Raw genomic sequence first — 21,497 nt, 5'->3', positions numbered from 1 at the left:
TTTGGTTCGTACCTAGAAATACAAATCAATTGTACTTGACCTCAATCGGTGTTACGCTGAGAATCGACAACTTCAGGCTTATTCAAACTTACGTTCTGCAACAATCCCACATCATAATTACACTATTTTAGATACCAAGAAAGGTAACACCATGATTAAAGCCCAAAATCTATCCTTCTCGTTTCCACAAAAAGAACTCTACAAAGACATTTCATTTACCCTCGAAGAGGGCCAACACTGCGCTTTTATCGGCACAAGTGGTAGTGGCAAAAGTACGTTGATTGAAATCTTGATGGACCCGGAAAGGCATCTGTTCGAGGGAAAGCTGGAGATCGATCCGGATTGCACAATCGGTTATATGAGTCAGTTCTCAGAGGTAGACCGAGCGACTGAGATGACGGTTTTTGAATATATCGCAGAAGAATTTATCAAGCTTCAGGATGAGATCACTGCAATCTATGCGGAAATGGCCAACACATCGGATATGGATTCACTAATGGAAAAAGTCCAATTGGCTTTGGACGCACTGGAGGCCATGGGCGAAGATGATTATGAAAACACCATTCATAAACAGCTAAACCTGGCCAACCTCATGAAGCTGAAGGATGCGAGCCTATCGTCCTTAAGCGGCGGGGAATTCAAGCTTATTCAAGTCATGAAGGAAATGCTTCGCAGTCCGGATCTGATGATTATGGATGAACCGGATGTATTTCTAGACTTCGAAAATCTCAATGCGCTTAAAAAATTGATTAATTCCCATAAAGGCATGTTACTGGTCGTTACGCATAACCGCTATCTGTTGAATCATTGTTTCAACAAGATCATTCACCTTGAAAACATGGAGCTTCAGGAGTTCGACGGACGTTATATCGAGTACAATTTCTCCTTGCTTCAGACGAAGATTGAGCTGCAAGAGATCGCGGTTGCTGAAGCGGAAGAGATCGAGAGATATGATGGTGTCATCGAGAATCTCAGAGCGATCGCAACGATTAATTCGGAAGCTTCCAGGGGAAGAGCGCTTAAAGCGAGAGTGAAATTTCAAGAACGGTTGGAAGCACGCAGAATCAAAGCACCGTTTGTCGATATTAAACAGCCGAATATTCGATTTGATCTGGATCATCAAGTCGAAGACAGCGTCGCGATCAAGGTCGATAACTATAGCGTTTCCTTCGATGAGCTGGTTCTGCAAGATGTGAGCTTCGAGATCAAATCGACAGATAAAGTGGCCATCATCGGCCCCAATGGTACCGGAAAAACAACGTTGCTTCGGGATATTTTCAAAAATAATCAGGATTCCATTGAGATCAATGAGGATCTCAAATTGGCTTATTTATCACAGCTTCAAGGCGAAACGCTCAAAGATTCGAATACGATCCTGCATGAATTCATTGATGCCGGCTTTGAGACGTATGATGAAATCAGGGCCTATCTTGTAGACTATGGATTCGAAGGCGAAATCCTGGATCAAAAGATCGGATCACTGTCCGGCGGCGAAAAAAACATGCTTCAATTGGCTAAAGCTGCCGGGGTTCAAGCTGACCTGTTGCTTCTTGACGAACCGACAAGCCATCTGGATATCTATTCGCAGATTGCACTGGAGAAAGCCATCGAAAAATATCAAGGCGCGATCCTCATGGTTTCGCATGATTTCTATTCGGTCGTTAACGGTATGGATTATGTACTTATCATTGAGAATAAGTCGATCAGAAAAATGAGTATGCGCAAGTTCAGACAGATGATTTACGCTAGCCATTTCAATAAAGACTATTTGCAAAATGAACAAAATAAAAAGGCCGTTGAAATGCAAATCGAATTGGCTTTGAAAAATACTGATTTTGAACGTGCAAAAGGCTTGGTCGATGAGCTGGAAGGCATTATCAAGCAATTATAATCACAGTGATTGAGGACAGATACAATTTTATTAAAGAAAGATGATTTAAAAATATGGGTACACCCTGTAATCCATGACCCTATGCGGTTGTGGATTTTTTGCTTTCTAAGGTCTTTTAGTTATTGCTAAAAGCTATGACCAGTCATGCTTTTTTCATATAACCTGTAACCATTTTGATCATGCTATACTCAGGAAACTAAAAGTTAGAAGGAGATTTTTCTATGATACCATTTCGTAACGATCATGTTGGAAGCTTCCTACGTCCTGCGAACTTGAGTCAGGCACGTGAACAATATAAAGCTGGGACAATTACATATGAGGAACTAAGGGATGTCGAAGATCAAGAGATTATCCGATTGATTGAGAAACAAAAAGAAAATGGCGTACTCGCGATTACGGATGGTGAGTTCCGCAGAAGCTGGTGGCATTTTGATTTTCTGGGCGGCTTAGATGGTGTAGAGCTGTATGAGGAAATTGACGGACCTCAGTTCCATAACATGCAGACTCGCAAGGGTGGAATTCGGGTTGTAGGTAAGGTCGATTTCTCTACGCATCCCTTTGTGGAGCACTTTAAATTCGTGAAAAAACATGCAGGTGATGCTGTCGCAAAACAAACCATTCCAAGTCCAAATATGCTTCTTTATCGATTGGAAAACGGCGCCAACAGCTATACAGATCGGGAGCAATTCCTCCAAGATACAGTTGCAGCATATCAAAAGGCCATTCAAGCCTTCTATGATGCGGGATGTAGATACCTGCAATTAGACGATACAGCTTGGGCAGATCTTTTCTCAGAGGCTGGTCATGATAAACTGCGCGCTAAAGGGTTGGAACCGGCAGTAGAGTTGAAAACGATGCAACGCATGATTAATGAAACTTTGGCTCATAAACCGGTGGATTTAGTTGTAACGATGCATATTTGTCGTGGTAACTACAAATCCAACTACTTCTCAACGGGTGGTTATGACTATGCGTCTGAAGTTATATTTGGAGGCTTAAACGTAGATGGCTTATTTTTAGAATTTGACGATGAGCGCTCAGGTAGTTTCGAGCCATTAAAATATGTGAATCGAAAAGATTTGAAAATTGTGCTTGGTTTAATCACATCGAAAACTGGCGAGTTAGAAAATAAAGAACAGATTAAAGCACGGATTGCAGAAGCGGCAACTTACGTTCCCCTTGATCAACTTTGCTTGAGCCCACAATGCGGCTTTTCTTCCACGGAAGAAGGCAATATCTTAACCGAAGAACAACAATGGCGTAAACTTCGTTACGTTAAGGAAATTGCAGGGGAAGTATGGAATTAACGGGAGGGGATTTCATATGACAATTCAAGCAGATCAAGAGACAGTTACAGTTGAAGCCTTTATTAACGGTCAACATATAGAATCCCTTTCGCAGTTAGCAAAAGAAAATCCGGCTAATCCAACTGAAACCGTGGGTTATTTCCCTGTCACGACCAAAGAACAAGCGGCCACTGCCATTGAAGCGGCTGCAGGAGCTTTTAAAACATGGAAACAGACTCCCGTTGACGAACGCATTACTCGGATGCGCAAGGCGATAGAGAAAATCAGAGTAGCAGAGAATGAGATTGTGCATTTGCTGTCTAGAGAGCATGGTAAGCCTCTATACGATGCACATGGTGAGATTTATGTGTCATTAATGTGGATGGAGTTTGCTTGTAATGAAGCGAAGTTGGCTCTACAAGAAGAGATTCAAGAGCATGATCATGGAAAAACGATTCTTTCTTACGATCCAATCGGTGTAGTGGCAGCGATTAGTCCTTGGAACTACCCGATTGCTCTATCTACAATCAAGATTGCTCCTGCCTTGCTTGCGGGCAACACGATCGTGCTTAAACCGAGTCCATATGCACCACTGGCAGCGGCGAAGGTGGCCGAGATCATTGCGAGTGAGTTCCCTGCGGGTGTAATCAATGTCGTATATGGTGATGCGGATGTGGGCGTTGAACTGACCAGTCACCCTCTGGTTACGAAAATTGCCTTTACAGGCGGAACTGCAACAGCGAAGCATATTATCAAAGCCGCTTCCGAAACGATTAAAGATATGACGCTGGAGCTTGGTGGGAATGACGCGGCAATCTTCTTGGAAAGCTTTGATGTTCATGATGAGCGAGCGATGCGCAGGATTGTCATCTCTAATTTCCTGACAACAGGCCAAATCTGTATGATCGCCAAACGCGTATATGTACACCGTTCGATTTATGATGCTTTTGTGGAAAAGTATATAGAGGCAGCAAATCGCTGGATTCGAATTGGTGATCCGTTTGATTCCAATACGACGGTAGGTCCCGTCAATAATTTGAAGCAGAGAGATTATGTGCAGGGCTTGGTTGAAGATGCGCAAAAGCGCGGGGCTAAGGTCATCCCTCTCGGTCAAATCCTTGATCAAAATCAGTTTGAACAAGGTTACTATCTGCAACCTACGCTTGTTTTGGATTGCGATGTTCATGATCCGATTGTGGTGGAAGAACAGTTTGGACCAACCGTTCCGATTCTGCCATTTGACGATGAAGAGCAGGTTATTCATTTACACAATGAAAGTATATATGGACTGACGAGTTCTGTGTGGGGGAAAGAAGAGGATGCGATCTCCGTTGCACGTCAACTCGAAGCTGGAACGACCATGATTAATACAGCTGCTGTGCAGGGACTCGATGTACGATTCCCATTCGGTGGTTTCAAGCAATCGGGTATCGGCCGTGAATATGGCGTGGAAGGGATCCGCACGTATACTGAAAAGCATGTGATCAACGTTCCGAAGACGCTGGATCTTCCGTATATACCCGAATAGATTTTAATTTAGGGTCTCCATTTGCGCTTTGTTTACTGATTGTTAAATCAGTAGACAGGGCGCTTTTTTGCTTTCATATAGGATTGGTGATCCATATTATCGCTAAAATGTAGCACATATTTAATGGAGGCGACTTCGTACGAAACATGTCTAAAAGGGCATATATACCCGTGGTCAGAATTTGGTTAGACCTCTAATTTATAATGGTCAGGTATGCCATACAAATGTGATGAGATCTTTCATCAATTTCCTAGCGTAAGGAGAAAAGCGGGTAGGGGGAGAGAAAAAGTCTTTCGGTTCCGCCAAAATTTTAGAAATGGAGGAGATTCTCGTATTGAAGCAAAGACGCAATGTAGGTAAACCGTTATTGTCCTTATTTCTGGCAATTATACTTGTTATGCAGACAGTGATGTTCTCCACTGCTGCATATGCAGAGAGTGTGCCTAACGATACTGAAGTGGAAGCGGTTAGCGAGCCCGATTCGCCAATTGTGGACGAACCATCCGAGGAAACAGTTAGCGAGCCTGACTCACCGATTGTGGATGAACCGCCCTCAGTATCTGAGGAAGTGCAGGATGTACCTGACAATTCCATAATGATGACAGCAGTCCCAACGGACAAAACAGCGGTATTTATGGGATCTAATTCATCATTTCCGTTGGAAGTGAAGCAGGGAGATGCTGTTGTTGATCCGAACGGTGTTATTAAGGGGCGACAGCCTTTTACGCTTAAATCAGAAGGGCTCAAGGTACCCGTGAATGGTGATGACTCCAATCCAACGAATGCAGATGCGGAGCAATACATTCAAAAGGGTGACTGGATTGAACTGAAAAGAGAAGATTACTTCAAGGAAGTAATACTGCCAACAGCGACTAAAGAGCTGATGGCACAGACAGAATCAGGTACAAAGCAGCTAGGCACCGCCTATTTCACTCCGAATAGCATTCGGATTGTCTTTGACGGTGATGATAACTTCTTCAATGGTGTCCGAAGAGGAATTGTCATCAGCTTGGAAACTACCGCCGAAGCAGATGTAAAGGGATTGGCGTATGGCGAGAAAAAGCCTGTCGACATCTTTGGGAGCACATATCAACTGGAGAATCCGGATGTTACAGCGGAGTATAGTATCAATCTGATCTCACCTGGAATGGTCAAATGGGATCAGTATAGTTATCGCGTACTTCAACTGGCTCAGTTCGTAGAAGGTGCGGTAACTTGGCAGTCAACCGTAACCGCGTCTGACAAGTTCGATAAAACGATCAAATTACCATTAGACGGGAAGACATTTTATACGAATCCCTCAGCATATAATACGGGCTCAGGAAATTCACGCGGTATTTATGTGGAGGGTTCCTTCAAAGTTAACGATCAGAACGTAACCCCAGACGTTGGGGCAGACGGATCGCTGACTTACATTTTCCCATCGGAAACAGGTCCGGAACCAAAAGTGGAATATAAAACCTGGATTCCTAAGGAATCGTATTATTACGAGTATCGGAACCCACCAGGCAACCTGGGGCGTAGCCACCGGGATATGAATGGTAAAGTGGAACTGAGGCAAGACAATAGCACGCTGGTACAGGCTGGACTGGAGATAACGTTTGCTCCCGACTGGATTCAATCCAGTGCCTCTTACGATCATGCGAGTGAAACTATTGCCTGGAAAGTTACAGTTAACCAATATAACAAAAATGGATTGAAGGACTTAACGATTACCAATGTTCTACCTGCCGGACTGAACTTTATATCGGCTGAATGGCAAGAGGAGGGCTCTGAATCTGGAGTAACATCCATTACACCAGATGCAAACGGCGTATATTCTTTTGGAAATATTAACGGTAAAGTGGAATTGGTTATTAAAAGCAAAGTGATAAGTGGTTCCAACTTCCAAATTGATCCTCGTGCCAACTGGAATTTGGATACACCGGCTGGCATACAGAACAACGATGTGAAGGCGGGTAAATTTCCGGTAGCAGTAACGGACGAGGCTATCGTCAACATCGGTGCACATGATTTCACCAAATCAAGTGCTGTTTCAACAGAGGATTATAACCAAGGCAGCATCACGTGGACGGTTAACCTTACTCCGCAATATGCTCTGCCGAATGCGGCAGTATATGATGTTCTCGTACATGGCGGTGATTTGGACGTCTTGGACAACGCCTTAGATGTAAGTGGTGAAGTGAGTGCAGAAACTATTGCGAAGATCAAAGCAAATGTAACTTCCTCGCAGCTTTGGAAACAGTATAAGGCAGGAACGCTGAAGACGAGTGCAGCCAATCTGACGATGAAGGCAATCCCTTTAACGGTAGACGGTAAAGTGGTAGCGGATTTGATTAAGGTGACTGGATATACGGATAGTTCCGCATCCTTCAGCTTCCGTTCACTAGAGATGAACCCTGACATCCTTTTCAGACAGGACATCAACGCAGGAAAAACCAGTTGGAATCGCGCATTGCTCATTGATGGCGAAAGTGTAAGACAAGCACAAATCAGTGCCAATCTACACCTACGTATGCTGAACAAGGATATGCTTTTTGCCTCGAGGCCATTCAAAGTAGATGGCACACTTGAAAATGTAAGTCCAAATCATGTTAACAGTTACATTAGAAACGATAACAATGAAGCATGGACGATTTCTGGTTATGACAGGACAACCAAGACGGTTACCTTCCGTTTAGGTGTGAATATGCCTGGATATAACACAGAAGAGATGGCCAAGGACGGCGGTAATCGAGTCATTAGCAACATCAAGCTGGTGGATACATTGCCGGAAGGCTGGGAGTTTGTTCCTTTTTCTGAAGGTAAAGATTATGAACTGTGGAAGGGACTTTCCGACAACGGCGCAGGTGCAGAATACGGTACGAAAAACGATGCTAAATCGGTAATTGAACCAGGCACGGCTGCTCATGTTGTAAGCTCCTTCACCCGTAATGGCAACGTAGGAACGTTTACTTTCTCTAAATTGGAAAGTTCTTATGTAATCTTAGTGAAGGCAAGACCTTCTAACGCAGCTCTAGAGGAATATTTGAACGAATACACGACGAGTGGCACGGACCAGCAGGTGTTATATAACAAAGCTAAACTCCATATGTCTTGGGGTGGAGTCGAAAAGACTGTCTCTGAACAGCGTAAAATTATCGTACCTATTCAGACCCTGGGCAAGTCGGTAACTAAACCTGTTCCAGGTGTGTTGGAATGGACAGTAAACTATACTCCGCCATTTAACATGAAGCAGGGCGTTTATCTGGAGGATACTCTGGGTGCAGGCATGAACCTGCGTTATGAAGAAAATGGAGATCTGGTGCTGTCTTCACCTAGTATGGCGGTCTATCCTGCTACACTGACTGCCAGCGGTACTCTGGAACGAGGTGAAGCCCTCGACCTGAGCGACCCGAATGCTGAAGTTCAAGTAGAAGTTGCACCAGGCGCAGAAAGAACTACGGTTCTGAAATTCACAATGAAAGACCCTGATAAATTTTACCAGTTTGTGTACCAGACAGAAGTTGATCCGACTACAGCGAAAGCCGGAGAAAAAATGGGCAACGAGGTCAAACTGAAGGGCGATGACAGTCTGAGTGCTGTCAGTGCCAGAAGTGAAAGTACGCTGGACAGTTCAGATGTAGCAGGTAGCTCAAGCTCTAACGCCCTACTGCCTTTGATAAAAGTAGATCCGAATGGGAATCCGCTGAAAGATGTAGAATTTACACTCTTTAAAAAGGACACAGGAACTATAGTTGTCAAAGGGAAAACCGATAGTTTAGGGAAACGTAATCTGCTATTCCCTGACCCAGGATACTATGAGCTGAAGGAAACCTATATTGACACAAATACTTGGTTGCCAACGACAAAAGTTTATCAAGTATATGTAGGTAATACACCGGGGAAACCGATCTGGGTAGACGGAGTAAAAGTAACCTCGGATCAACCGCTGATTGTGCCTACACCTGCCCAAGGCAAGCTAACCATTACCAATAAGGTAGAAGGCAACGGCAGTGATCCGAACAAAGGGTTTGTATACACCGTGACCTTCACTGGTGAAGGTAAAGACGGAGAGTATAGCTATAAGAAATCGGATAATACGACTGGAACGCTCAAAAATGGAGACAAGATCACCCTCAAGCATGGGGATTCTGTAGTTCTTCCGGCTTTGCCGGCGAATCTGGGTTATACCGTAACCGAGAATGATTATACGACCGTTGATGGCTATACAACCACTCCTGATAAGAGAGAGTTGTCAGGCTCTATTGTGAACAAAGGTGATCATAAAGCGGACTTCGTCAACGAACGAATCGTTAACAAGCTGACCATTAGTAATACGGTCATGGGCAACGGTGGCGATAAGACGAAGGAGTTTGAGTACACCATCCGGTTTGAGGATACAGGCCGGGATGAAAGTTACTCCTACATGAAGTCGGATGATAGTACAGGTACGATCAAGTCTGGCGACACTTTCCGCCTCAAGGACGGAGAAACACTGAATATTTCAGGTCTTCCTAAAAATCTGAAATACACCGTTACTCAAAAAGATTACACAACCGATGAATACATGACTACTCCTGAGGAACGGTATTATACCGAAGTGATGAAAGGCAAGGATGAAGAAGCTCCGTTCACGAACGTTCGTGTATTGAAGGGCGGACTACTCATCAGTAACGTCGTTAAAGGCAAAGACGACGACAAGAAGAAGCTGTTCAAGTACACAGTTGACTTCACAGGCGAGGGAGCGGACGAATCCTACGTCTACGAGAAGTCAGATGGTAGCAAGGGCATGATCAAGAACGGCGATACCTTCGAGCTTACAGATGGCCAGACGCTTGTTGTACAAGGACTGCCGACATCTCTCGAGTATAAGGTAACCCAAGACGATTATACGAAAGATGGTTTTGTGACCGATCCTGAACGTTTTGTTCGTACGGGTGTGATTCCGGAGAAAAAAGCGGCGGAAGCTAAATTTATGAATACTCGCCCTTATCTGGAAGGTGTACTGCGTGACAACAATACAGGAGAAGTCATTCCGAATGCATCCATTACCGTGACCGATCTGAATACAGGCGAAGAGCTTCAGATCAAGACGAACGAGAAGGGTGAATATGCGGTTCCAGCCGTAGCTGATACGGACTACACGATCACATATACGAAGTTGTATCGAGTAGGCGGGAAAGATGTGCCTGTCAAGTTCACACAAAAAGCGAATGTGAACAGCAGTGTTACAGACGAGACCGTTCCAGCGGATATTACGGCTGTAGGTATCATTCTGCTCAAACAAATGGACGGAACAACAGAGTTATTTAACAACTTGTATACCAGCCATATGTATATCTACCTGAAGGATAGAGACGGTAATTATATTACGGAAAATGGTAGCCCTAAAGCTTTTCCAATGGCTTCGAACGGAACCTTCTCCGTGGAAGGGTTAAGCGAACAGAAGTACACCATGGAAGTTCGTTATCAAGTAGAGACTGGTGAGGAGCTGCTCCTCAAAGTGACGCAACTTGATGTGAAAGCTGATGGAGAGCTCAATATCTCTGAGGAATTAGTTGACCCTTACGGAACGGTCTATGATGAAACTACAGGAAATGCGAGCACGGGCAAGAAGATTGAAGGAGCCAAAGTTACACTGTATTATGCGGATACACAGCGGAATAGAGATAAGGGCCGTATTCCGGGTACAAAAGTAACACTTCCAGCGGTTCCGAATTTCCCGCCGCACGACAACAAGAGTCCAGAGCAGGATAGCGATGCCAATGGATTCTATGCGTACATGGTGTTTCCAGAAGCGGATTACTATCTGATCGTAACGAAGGACGGATACGAAACGCACACAAGTGGTACGATTTCGGTAGATTTTGACATTGTCAAATACGACGTGCCAATGAAGCCAATCCGTTCAGGTGGTGGCTCTGGCGGCAACAACGGTGGCAACAACGGCAACAGTGGAACCGATAACGGTACCCCAGGAACGAACACAGGAACTCCAGGAACGAACACCGGCAACAGTGGAATGAACACGGGTACTCCAGAAACAAACACTGACAACAGTGGAACGAACACGGGTACTCCGGAAACAAACACTGACAACAGTGGAACGAACACAGGAACTCCAGAAACAAACACTGACAACAGTGGAACGAACACGGGTACTCCAGAAACAAACACTGACAACAGTGGGACGAATACCGGAACTCCAGAAACGAACACCGGCGACAGTGGAACGAACACGGGTAGCAACGAAACAAGTAATGGCAACAATGAGCTGGACGATGCTCCGAAAACAGGAGACAACGGCATATCGCCAATGTCCTATATGATTATGGCACTGATGTCCTTGATCACGATTGTTTTCTGTCTGCTCGGTAACAAGAAGAAAAAGCGTATTTAATGACCGGAAAGGCGGTAAGAACATGAGCAAAACTAAAAAAATTCTTATCGCCATTTCCTCCCTTGTGTTAATATTTTCTCTCATCGGTGTTTCGAGAACGCTGCTGCGAGATTATGCTGAGCAACAGAAAATGAATGAGTTGACGAGCATATGGGAGGAAGGGTCGAATAAAAACGGAGGGGATGCAATCCCCTCTTTTTTGTTCAATAAGACGAATGAGCGAGTTATGCTTCCTGAATTTCGAGCGCTTTACGAGCGGAACTCCGACATTGTCGGCTGGCTGAAGATTGATGGCACTCGAATTGAGTACCCGGTCATGCAAAATCCACAGGATGGGGAGTATTATCTTAATCATGATTTTGATAAGAAGGAAACTCAAGGTGGCCTTCCTTTTTTGGACAGGCATAGCCAGATCAATGGTTCAGATATTTTGCTGATTCATGGACACCATATGAAAAGTGGCTGGATGTTTAAAGATCTCATGAAATACAAGAGCGAAAGCTTTTATCAAGAGCACGCTACATTCGAGTTCAGTACGCTTTACGAAAAGGAAGAGTATGAGATTGTTGCTGTTATTCTATCCAAAGTCTATCGTAAATCAGATGACGTGTTTAAGTACTATCAAATTGAGAATGTAAAGACGTCCGCTGAGTTCGATGCATATGTTCAGAATATCAAAAAACTCGCTCTTTATGACACAGGTGTAACAGCTCGGTATGGTGATAAACTTGTTGTACTGTCCACATGTGAATACTCGACTGAAGATGGCCGACTAGCGGTGATTGCTATAAAGCGTTAAGATCGTTGCCAAAACAAGAAAATAATCGAATGATCATCCTTCCATCATCATTTTGAGGGGCCATCTAAAACTTAGAAGTACCTCAAAGGCTGCAACAATTGCGATTGACAGGAATATGTAGTGCTAATAGACTTAGGAAGAGCTGAGCATCGTGTTTGGAAGAGAGATCTTGGATAATCACTCCAAGGTCTCTTTTCGTATGTAATTGTCGCGGCTATAAAGCTCAGTTCAATAAAACACAGGAGGAAGACAAATTGAAAAGAATATTTTCCAGTTTACTGGCCATCGTGATGGTACTCACTTTTGTACCAGTCGCGGCGTTTGCTGATGGTTCTCTACCCGCCACGAAGAATGCATCAAATGTTACGATCGATGGTATGGAGAAATCGTTTGATGGTTATAACATCGGGGGCAACAACTATTTTAAACTGCGTGATATTGCTAACATACTGTCTGGTACAACAAAGCAGTTTGATGTAGCATGGGATGGAGAAAAGAATGCAATCAGTCTTTTAAGTAGCAGACCGTACACTGTTATTGGTGGGGAAATGGCCAAGTTACCGTGGGGCAGAACAAAGAGTGCAATACGTTCAACATCAAAAGTGTATCTTGATAATAAAGAAATCAACCTGACGGCTTATACGGTCGATGGCAGCAATTATTTTAAACTTCGAGACCTGGGCAGTACTCTTGATTTCTATGTTAATTGGGATGAAAGAAACAATACGCTCGAAATAGAATCCATGTTTAATTATGTTTCGGAAAATTCGATTGATACCACAACGTACATAAGTAATATTAAAGTAGATAACTCACAAGAGGATTATTTAAGCAATTGGGCTAGAATTTCACCAGTACAGCAGTTTTCCTATAAAAATGAAGGCTTGGCATATGCTTATGTCGAGGACAGCACCCTTCAAATGGTAACACCTAGTAAAAAGTTGAGCATAGAGATGAAATATCCCTTATTGGGGGATGTGATATCTGATGATGATGGGAATTTTTACGTGGTATGGGGAAAAGAAAACGATAATAATGATGTAGTGGAAACGGTGTTTATTTCGAAGTACTCATCGGATGGTCAGCATATTCAAACAACGGGCTTTGAAGGGAAATCATCTCCTTGGCGTGACAGCAGCTCCGCCAAAACGAAGTCACCCTTTCGACATGGTAACAGTGTTTCTGTGATCGCAAATGGGATCTTGATCAATTATCATTCCAAGTTAAGATATGACGGTCATCAAAGCGATAATGCAATTGCTGTCAATATATCAGATATGTCAGCTTATTCACTGCCTAATGATACCTTCAGCGGCCACTCATTTAATCAGAGTCTCATTTATAGTAAGCTGTCTTCAAGATTCCTTTTTGCCAGTCAAGGTGATGCATATCCGCGTGGATTCAGAATAAATGATAGTCATGGGAAATATGGAGTTAACGATGAAATTATATTCCATTTCTATCTAGGAGCCAATGCAAACTATGATATGGGAATCGTAAATAAAACTTTCGCGCAGCTTGGTGGACTTACCGAGACAAGCAAAGGAATTGTACTTGTAGGGGCATCTGCCAAGTCGATCAGCGAGGCAGCCAAGGGTGAAAAGCAAAATCTGTTCATACAAATCTTTGACCCGCGTGCTCCCCAAATATCCTCATCTTCTGCTATCGGAGGTACTAATCGCAGTGGTGCAACCTCGTTTGATATTAATGATAGCAAGAGCAAACCTTTATCAGAGGTGACGGATCGTGGAGTAATCTGGCTGACCGACTATACAGACAAGGATGTTATCGCACCTCAGGTGGCCACAGCGGATGACCGTATTGTGATCATGTGGACGGAAGAAGATCAGAAATCAGAGTTCAAATCCTTTTATATGGTGCTTTCTGCGGAAGGTGATGTGATTACACCAGCAACCTCTATTGGAAGTATGCAGTTAAATTCATATGAAACGCCGATATACCATGACGGCCTTGTCTACTGGGCTTACACGTATAATGGAAGGTTAAGAGTTGTTAGTATCAAACCTTAAAGCAAGTTTTGGTGCTGATTAACCAACCTGATAGCAGAATAAATCAATGAAGCCAAGCTGGATGGAAAATGTGCTGTTTTCCGTTCAGCTTTTTTGTTATTTCATGGCACACTGCAAGTTTAGTTTTACTATCGGAGAGCGAAATCATTTTTCCAGGCTTAGGTCTAAGAACAAATCAGTCTCAAGCCTGTGCGATCAGGCAGAACCTTTAACTACAATAAAAAGTATGGACGATCAAGTGTGAAATTTAGTGCAGTACCCTCATGATTTCCATGGTTACATAGAATTACACGAAGGGTTACACAGCAAAATTAAATTCGATGAAGGAGAGGCGGCATGAAAAAATATATTGAATCAGGGATAGTTTTAGCCCTAGTAGGAATAATAATATACGGTTTATCAGCCTTTCCAGTCGATGCCGAGCCAAACAGCAAAGTACATAACATTGAGAAATATATTGAGGAGCAGCAAAAAATCAGTCAAATTCCTGGTATTTCACTCGTTATCGTGGAGAAAGGGCAGACGGTTTATCAGCAAGGGTTTGGATATGCGAATCTGGAGACAAAGCAGCCGGTAACTGCAGAGACTCGTTTTGAGATTGGATCAACAACAAAGGCATTTACGGGTCTAGCTATATTGCAGTTGGAAAAGGAAGGGATGTTAAAACGAACGGATGATGTCCGGTCCTATATTCCCTGGTTCAAACTGAACTATAAAGGGAATCCACAGACAATTACGATTAACCAACTTCTGTATCACACCAGCGGTATTGCCTTCCAATCCATAGCACATATTCCCGAGAGTAACGAAGAGAACGCGCTTGAACTGACCGTCAGGACGCTCGTAGGTCAGGAGCTGGATCGTGAACCAGGGAGTTCTATGCAATATGCAACCATTAATTATGATGTGCTTGGTCTCATTATAGAGGCAGTAACCGAGAAACCTTATGACCAATATATCAAACAGAAGATTCTAGAACCGATCGGAATGAACGATTCTTTGGTCGGAAGACATCAAGTACAGTCTGCTGAAGTGGCGACGGGATACAAACTTGGATTTATGCAAGCACAGGCTTATGAAGCACCCATCTATAGAGGCAACATACCTGCCGGATATTTGATCAGCAGCACGAATGATATTGCAAAGTGGATGAATTTCCAGTTAGGAGTGGGCTCTGATCATGAGACTGATCAACAAATCGTACAATTATCCCATATCCCTGATTCATCTGTAGAACCTTTTGATAAAGACAGCTATTATGGTAGTGGCTGGGTTATTCATAAGAAAAGAGACAAGACATATATACTGCACGAAGGAGCAAATCCCAACTTCACCTCCTACTTTATCTTGCAGCCTGAGGAAAAGGTGGGCATAGCCATTTTATCCAATATGAATACATCCTATACAACAGCGATAGGTCAGGGTGTACTGGATCTTTGGGAAGGAAATGACGTCAATACGCACCATACCGACATGTTTCAAGAATTGGATAAAATATTAACTCTCGTATGTATCGTTCTTGGCTGCTGCAGTGCGTTGTTTATTGTTTTCATTGTCAGCATGATCCGAAACCTTACCAAGAAGGAGCGGATGTGGAATTCGTTGAATGTTAGGAGGAGCAATTCTTTTCTTGTGCATACGATAGCAGCGGTTGCTGTAACAGAATGTATAATTATATTACCACCTATTTTTATGGGGGGCCTATCGTGGTCATTTGTGAAAGTTTGGGCTCCAACAACGGTAAGTGTGTCACTTTATAGTACGTTCATTACAATCAGTATTTATTATCTGTACGTTATATTACGTAGTTTCACCCATAAGACAACGTCTCAAAATAAATGAAATGATCAACCGGATAACATCTCTCCAGTTGCTTGAGAAGGAGTTGTGAAGTGACTATGGATAAGCAAATAGACATGTTAACGAAAAGAGTAGACTGTATTCTATATCATGCACATCTGGGCAGATCATCCGAACACCAAGTGGGTTGGATCGGCGGCAATGCCCCCGAATTTTTCGATAATCGATCAAACGACCTTCATGAAGGAGGTCAAGCATATGTTTTTTATCTAAGTCTGATTCATCCCTTTAATCCAGAACGTATGATATCAATTTTCATCCCTGAAGACAGTGAGGTACTTTGGGAAAACAACATCTATCCTGATTGCTCGGTCAAGGTCATTGAGCATCCCGTTTCATCGGAAAGCGTTAAAACTACCTTCAGGAACTCCAATCTTATCAAACACTGCATCTCAAGTGGTCAGCTGATTAATGAGGAAGAGTCGATGGATCAGTCTTTTTTAATTAAAGTGGGCGGACATCCAAGACTGATTCAAGATGAAGACTATTATTTCACGAAGCTTCACGAAGAGTCATTATCCTTCTTTTTGCAAGTGGATGAGGATGGATATCCCGATACATTGATCAAGGAGGACGGCAGTTATCCTTTTCATTTTGGTTCGCTGTATATTTATGCTCAGATCGGCACGAATGTTCAACATCCCAGAGCAGGTTTTTGGCAGTTCTCATAAGTAAACGAGATGATATAAGCGAACGCTGAACAAAGTGCAAGTGATGAAAGGAAGAGTGATTACCGTGAGATATACCGAATACGTCCGTATGAAAACAGGCAGCGCCCAATCGGTAGGGAAGGAATAATAAAAAACTTTATGAAATCCTTGGCCGTCCTGTCCTCTGCAGTGGTTATTTGGGGAGAGGGGAATTGGATACCTCGTTGCTTCGTGAGATGTAAGTTCAGAACCATGCCTATAAACGCTACTGACATAACGTTGTCAGTGGTGTTTTTTTATAATCAGATCAGTACAGCAAAGGAGACAGGTAAGTATCAAGACTTAGGGAGAAATAATAAAGAAGATTAGGAAGGATGATCTGTTGTGAAATTTGCTTCTGTACGTATGATTACTGACGATGTAGATGGTCTTGTGGCGTTCTATGAGCACATTCTTGGGGTTTTAGCGGAGCGCCTTGCGCCTGTATTTGCACAATTTGTTTTACCATCATGCACGCTTGCCATTGGTCACACCCAGACCACAACATTATTTGGAGTGGACTTTGCAAATGCAGCCGGGGTCATGAATCATCCAGTCATTCTGGAGTTTCATGTTGCCGATATCGAAGCTGAGTATCTGCGCTTAGAAAGCTATGTTGATCATTGGATACAGCAGCCGACGACGATGCCGTGGGGGAACCGTTCGATGCTGTTCCGCGATCCGGCGGGCAACCTCGTGAACTTTTTTGAGCCAGTAACCGAGGAAGCAATTCAACGATTAAAATGAGGGACATCGATCCATAAATAAACACATAAAAAAACAGCTCATCATTCGAGGAGTTCCCAGATAGGTTTGCAAAACTAGAAGTCCCCGCAATGACGTGGCCCGTATTCGAAGCGTTCGGACCGTTCCGGAAAACGTTGCTATGTAAAGTTTACTTAAGGTATTCATTACCTATATCCCGCACCATTCGAGTGGTATCCTTTTCCTATGTCAGATGCGCACCTGATGAATCTTAATTGAGAAAAGGAGAAGAAGAGATGAGTAAGGACCACATGATTCGTTCGATGCTATCTGAAAACGTAAATATGACGCCGAATGGACGTATCGCTGATCAATTAAACCCGGAAGAGTTTGCTGCGTGCCACGAGCTATTCTTCGACAAGATTATGGAAATTCATGTATCTGATATTCAGGGAATCGAGGGCTACGGTGAATTTGATGAGGAATGCAAAACAGAATACGGAAGCTGTAAAGAATTTCTGATCGAAACATTCGCAGAACCTCAAGAGGGCTATTGGTACAATTGGCAGGAGATGTTCGAGACAACGATACTTGATCGTGAATTTTTTGAAACATATTTGCAGGAAATGAAGGATAGAATCCCGTATTGTGAGGGGAAACGTTATTTGGTCTATAACAATACATTCTTCGTTAATATGATCACGGATGGCAAAACAACGGTTGGATTCCCTGACTGGAGCAGATCCGGCATTGGCGATTTCCTTCTCGATTTTGTTATTATGGATTTGAATAAGCCATACTTGCGTATTCCAGAATTATTATTCGATTACTGCAAAAAAAGGGATATGGACATACCAGATTTTCAGGAAAGATTTCTATGTATGGCTTATTATAAAGGCATTGATGTCTTGCGCTGGCATGCATCCATTGATGATACGGAGTCCTGCCGGTCCATTATGAAGTCCATTAGTGAACTAAAAGATCGAATCTACGCCTTATAGATGGTGATGCTATGAAATATATCAATGCTAGCGATGTTCTTCCTGATGAACTGATAAAAGAAATTCAGAAGTATGCGGCAGGCAAACTATTGTATATTCCTTCTGGAGAGGAAAAAAGGGCCTGGGGAGAAACATCCGGTTACCGAACCCAACTAAAAAAGCGTAATCGAATGATCCGAACTAAGTACGCTCATGGGCGAACCGTCTCAGAACTTGCGGACGAGTATTATTTATCCTTGGACTCCATTAAAAAAATCATCTACTCGAAGCAAACTGATGCACAATTAACGTATTCTCCGACACTAGGATCAGCTGTAAGCTACGCCAATAGCGGCATGCTTGAAGAATGGATTCAATGCTATTTGCTGCTCACCCGGCAAGCCTCTCCCGATGAGCAGGAGCTCCTAGGAGAGGATGATTTATACTTTGGAGTGGTTAAGTTTCCGTTACGCCTCATTCAGCATGAAGAATTTGATAACGTGGAGAACGTAGCAAGCGAAAGTAGTGATGATGATCCATCGATGTCCCCACCGCTTCTTATTCAGTATACGGACGAAAAGTTTCATTGTATGATGCAGAAGGAACTGCTTGCTTCGTTGAAACAAAGCAAGGTAAACGCCTATCCCTCCATCGTTGTTTTGAAAGAAAATGCCGCGTATAAAAGATTTATGAAACATTTCGGCAATGTATTTATTTTTGTTGATAAAGTTTGATTTAACGCATAGGCCATCCTGTAAAGGATGGCCTACAGATGTAATTATACAAAGCGGATTGCCGTGCAATATTCGCTATAATGGAAACAGAATTTATAATGAGAACGATCAGTAAAAAATAATTCTTTACTGATCGTTCTCATTCTGATAAGATGTTCTCGGGAGGCAATAACAATGGCTAGAAGCAAGGAATTTGAAGAGAGTGTTGTTCTGGAGAAGGCGATGAGACTTTTCTGGGAACAAGGCTATGAGAAGACATCAATGAATGATCTGGTTGAAACGATGGGAATTCATCGACGAAGCCTTTACGATACATTTACCGATAAGCATACATTGTTTCTTAAGGCAATGGATCGTTTTGGAGAGCAAATTGCTGCTCGCTGGGAGGCAGGTATCAAACAAGCCGCAACAGCAAAGGAAGGCATTTGGTTTATTTTCTGTTATGTCATCGAAGGTGAGGGAGATACGCCTGCTGGTTGCATGATGGTCAATTCCGCAGTTGAATTAGCAAACCGGGATCAGTCTGTAGATCATAAGACTTCGTACGTCTTTGCTAGGTCGGAGCAATGCCTGACCGATCTCATTAGGAAAGGCCAGCAGAATGGTGAATTCGCTAATCGGTCCGAGGCCAAAGATCTGGCCGAACACCTTCATAACACTTTACTTGGTTTAAGGGTTATGTCTCGTACATCAGCGTCCAAGGAGAAGCTTTACCGGATTGCTGAACAGTCAATAGATATCTTAGAAATTCAAAAGAAGAATTAAAGAGGAAATCCTCTTTTTTTTATATATTTTAGAACGATCGTTCTCAAAAAGGAAGGGGTTTATTATATGAAAACTTTGATTATCGTTGCCCATCCCAATCTGGCGGAATCCCGCATCAACCGGACTTGGACAGAAGCGCTGAGAGCAATGCCGGATGTGACCGTACATTTACTTTACGAGGAGTATCCTGACCACCAAATCAATATTATCCGTGAACAGGATTTGCTGGACAGTCATGAGCGAATCATTTTCCAGTATCCCCTCTATTGGTACAGCACGCCATCTCTCTTGAAGAAATGGATGGATGAAGTGCTCGAATATGGCTGGGCTTTTGGGCCTGGTGGTGAACATCTCAAAGATAAGGAGATTGGCATTGCCATCTCGACCGCAGGTACAGCTGCTTCATATCAACCTGGTGGGTATAATCTCTTTACGATTCGAGAGATCGCTAAGCCTGTCGAGGCACTTGCCAATTATGTCAGTGCCCACTATCTCCCTCCATTTGCTCATCATAACGCAAACCATGCAACAGAAGAGCAGATAGCGGAGAACACTACAGCTTACATACAACACTTGGAGAGCGTTCGCCACATTCAAACATCAGGACTAGTCACAATCAATAAGTAAGTTAATTCGAGGAGGAGAAGACGTATGACAAACAAAATTGCATTGATCACCGGAGCCAGCAAAGGAATTGGTTTTGAAATCGCAAGGCAGTTGGGGCAATTGGGAATAACGGTTCTCGTTGCTGCTCGCACACAAGCTGCGGCTAACGAGGCAGCTGAAGTATTGCTGAAGGAGGGTATTCAGGCCATTGCATTGGAATTGGAAGTAACGAACTCTGAGCATATTGCAAGAGTTGCCCAATTCCTAGAGCATAAGTATGGTTACCTGGATATATTGGTTAACAACGCTGGTATCTCGGTGGAGAACGGGGATTATGAAGGGGACTCTTTCCGGGATACATTCGAGGTCAATACATTTGCACCATATTACCTTACCGAAGCTCTGCTGCCTCTCCTGCTCAAAAGTGAAGCTGGTCGCATCGTCAATCAAAGCAGTGCTCTCGGATCAATTCATTTTCAGCTGAGCAATGAGCTTGTCCAGCGGATATCCACCCCGGCATACGCAGCTTCCAAAGCGGCTCTGAACATGCTAACCGCGTATTGGACACAACAGTCGAAGGGAACTAACCTGAAGGTCAATTCCGTCCATCCGGGTATTGTTCGAACACGTATGGGGGGCGAGAAGGCAGAGTTATCGCCAGAAGAAGGAGCCAAAACAGCAGTTCGTTTAGCTACGATATCCCAAGATGGCCCAACAGGTGGATTTTTCTATATGGATAGCGAGTTACCATGGTAAAAAAAGATCATTCATTGGTCTTTTGAACATTATTTGACGATAAGGAGAAGATGACTATGCCAACCATTCATAAAACAACCTTAATTAACGTCCCACCTGAGCAAGCATGGGATGCAATCAAAGATGTAGGTGCCTTCCATCTTCGTCTCGTTCCGGGACTAACAGCCGATACTCGAATGGACGGAAATGAAAGAACACTGATTCTGGGTGATGGTAGTACTGTAAAAGAAGCAATTGTGTCCGTAGATGAAGAAGAACGGCGTCTGGTATTCGCGGTGAAAGAGGGGCGTATGCCGCTATCTCACCACAATGCTTCTTTTCAGATCATTCCTGATCCGCAGGGAGGCAGTCAATTCATTTGGATTACTGACTTTTTGCCAGCAGAGCTGACAGAAGCAATCCAGACCCAGGCAGATCGTGTTTCAACTGTCATTAAACAAACCATTGAAGCAGCATCGAAATAACAGACTTAAGCAAAAGGCTGGA

The 21,497-nt window shown here is 43.4% G+C and carries 14 protein-coding genes and 1 pseudogene; all 15 read left to right on the top strand.

The annotated features are described in order from the left end of the window. Positions 1-151: 151 nt before the first annotated feature. The 15 genes and pseudogenes from AC1VYS_RS28760 (at position 152) to AC1VYS_RS28690 (ending at position 21,475) form a co-directional block, all read left to right on the top strand. Positions 152-1,891, top strand: coding sequence for an ABC-F family ATP-binding cassette domain-containing protein (locus tag AC1VYS_RS28760; RefSeq protein ID WP_482912495.1), 1,740 nt, complete (start codon positions 152-154; stop codon positions 1,889-1,891). A 221-nt stretch (positions 1,892-2,112) separates the two neighbouring features. Continuing rightward, the gene (locus AC1VYS_RS28755; RefSeq protein ID WP_482912494.1) at positions 2,113-3,198 is read left to right on the top strand and encodes a 5-methyltetrahydropteroyltriglutamate--homocysteine S-methyltransferase; all 1,086 of its coding nucleotides are present in this window, start codon (positions 2,113-2,115) and stop codon (positions 3,196-3,198) included. Positions 3,199-3,214: 16 nt separating this feature from the next. Further along, entirely contained in the window at positions 3,215-4,705 is a 1,491-nt protein-coding gene (locus tag AC1VYS_RS28750; protein WP_482912493.1) for an aldehyde dehydrogenase family protein, read from the top strand. A 334-nt stretch (positions 4,706-5,039) separates the two neighbouring features. Continuing rightward, positions 5,040-11,087 (top strand): DUF7601 domain-containing protein, encoded by a 6,048-nt coding sequence (locus tag AC1VYS_RS28745; protein ID WP_482912492.1) that lies wholly within the window; start codon positions 5,040-5,042, stop codon positions 11,085-11,087. Between the two features lie 22 nt (positions 11,088-11,109). Then, positions 11,110-11,886, top strand: coding sequence for a sortase domain-containing protein (locus tag AC1VYS_RS28740; RefSeq protein ID WP_482912491.1), 777 nt, complete (start codon positions 11,110-11,112; stop codon positions 11,884-11,886). A gap of 254 nt (positions 11,887-12,140) precedes the next feature. After that, the gene (locus AC1VYS_RS28735) at positions 12,141-13,916 is read left to right on the top strand and encodes a hypothetical protein (protein WP_482912490.1); all 1,776 of its coding nucleotides are present in this window, start codon (positions 12,141-12,143) and stop codon (positions 13,914-13,916) included. 336 nt (positions 13,917-14,252) lie between these two features. Next, positions 14,253-15,758, top strand: a complete 1,506-nt coding sequence (locus tag AC1VYS_RS28730; RefSeq protein WP_482912489.1) for a serine hydrolase domain-containing protein — start codon at positions 14,253-14,255, stop codon at positions 15,756-15,758. A gap of 74 nt (positions 15,759-15,832) precedes the next feature. Continuing rightward, complete coding sequence (locus AC1VYS_RS28725) at positions 15,833-16,447, top strand: hypothetical protein (protein WP_482912488.1); 615 nt, start codon at positions 15,833-15,835, stop codon at positions 16,445-16,447. A gap of 363 nt (positions 16,448-16,810) precedes the next feature. After that, positions 16,811-17,212, top strand: a complete 402-nt coding sequence (locus AC1VYS_RS28720; protein ID WP_482912487.1) for a VOC family protein — start codon at positions 16,811-16,813, stop codon at positions 17,210-17,212. 254 nt (positions 17,213-17,466) lie between these two features. Next, a complete protein-coding gene (locus tag AC1VYS_RS28715) occupies positions 17,467-18,171 on the top strand; it encodes a hypothetical protein (protein ID WP_482912486.1) in 705 nt (234 codons plus the stop codon). 11 nt (positions 18,172-18,182) lie between these two features. Further along, positions 18,183-18,440, top strand: a pseudogene (locus AC1VYS_RS28710) (CD3324 family protein); the annotation flags it as partial. Between the two features lie 618 nt (positions 18,441-19,058). Further along, entirely contained in the window at positions 19,059-19,649 is a 591-nt protein-coding gene (locus AC1VYS_RS28705) for a TetR/AcrR family transcriptional regulator (protein ID WP_482912485.1), read from the top strand. Positions 19,650-19,715: 66 nt separating this feature from the next. Further along, positions 19,716-20,276, top strand: a complete 561-nt coding sequence (locus AC1VYS_RS28700) for an NAD(P)H-dependent oxidoreductase (protein ID WP_482912484.1) — start codon at positions 19,716-19,718, stop codon at positions 20,274-20,276. Between the two features lie 24 nt (positions 20,277-20,300). Beyond that, complete coding sequence (locus tag AC1VYS_RS28695) at positions 20,301-21,011, top strand: SDR family oxidoreductase (protein WP_482912483.1); 711 nt, start codon at positions 20,301-20,303, stop codon at positions 21,009-21,011. 56 nt (positions 21,012-21,067) lie between these two features. Next, positions 21,068-21,475, top strand: a complete 408-nt coding sequence (locus AC1VYS_RS28690) for an SRPBCC family protein (protein ID WP_482912482.1) — start codon at positions 21,068-21,070, stop codon at positions 21,473-21,475. Positions 21,476-21,497 lie beyond the last annotated feature (22 nt).

The sequence above is a fragment of the Paenibacillus sp. G34 genome (genome assembly GCF_056856875.1).
This window is presented reverse-complemented; position numbering and strand designations above follow the sequence as displayed.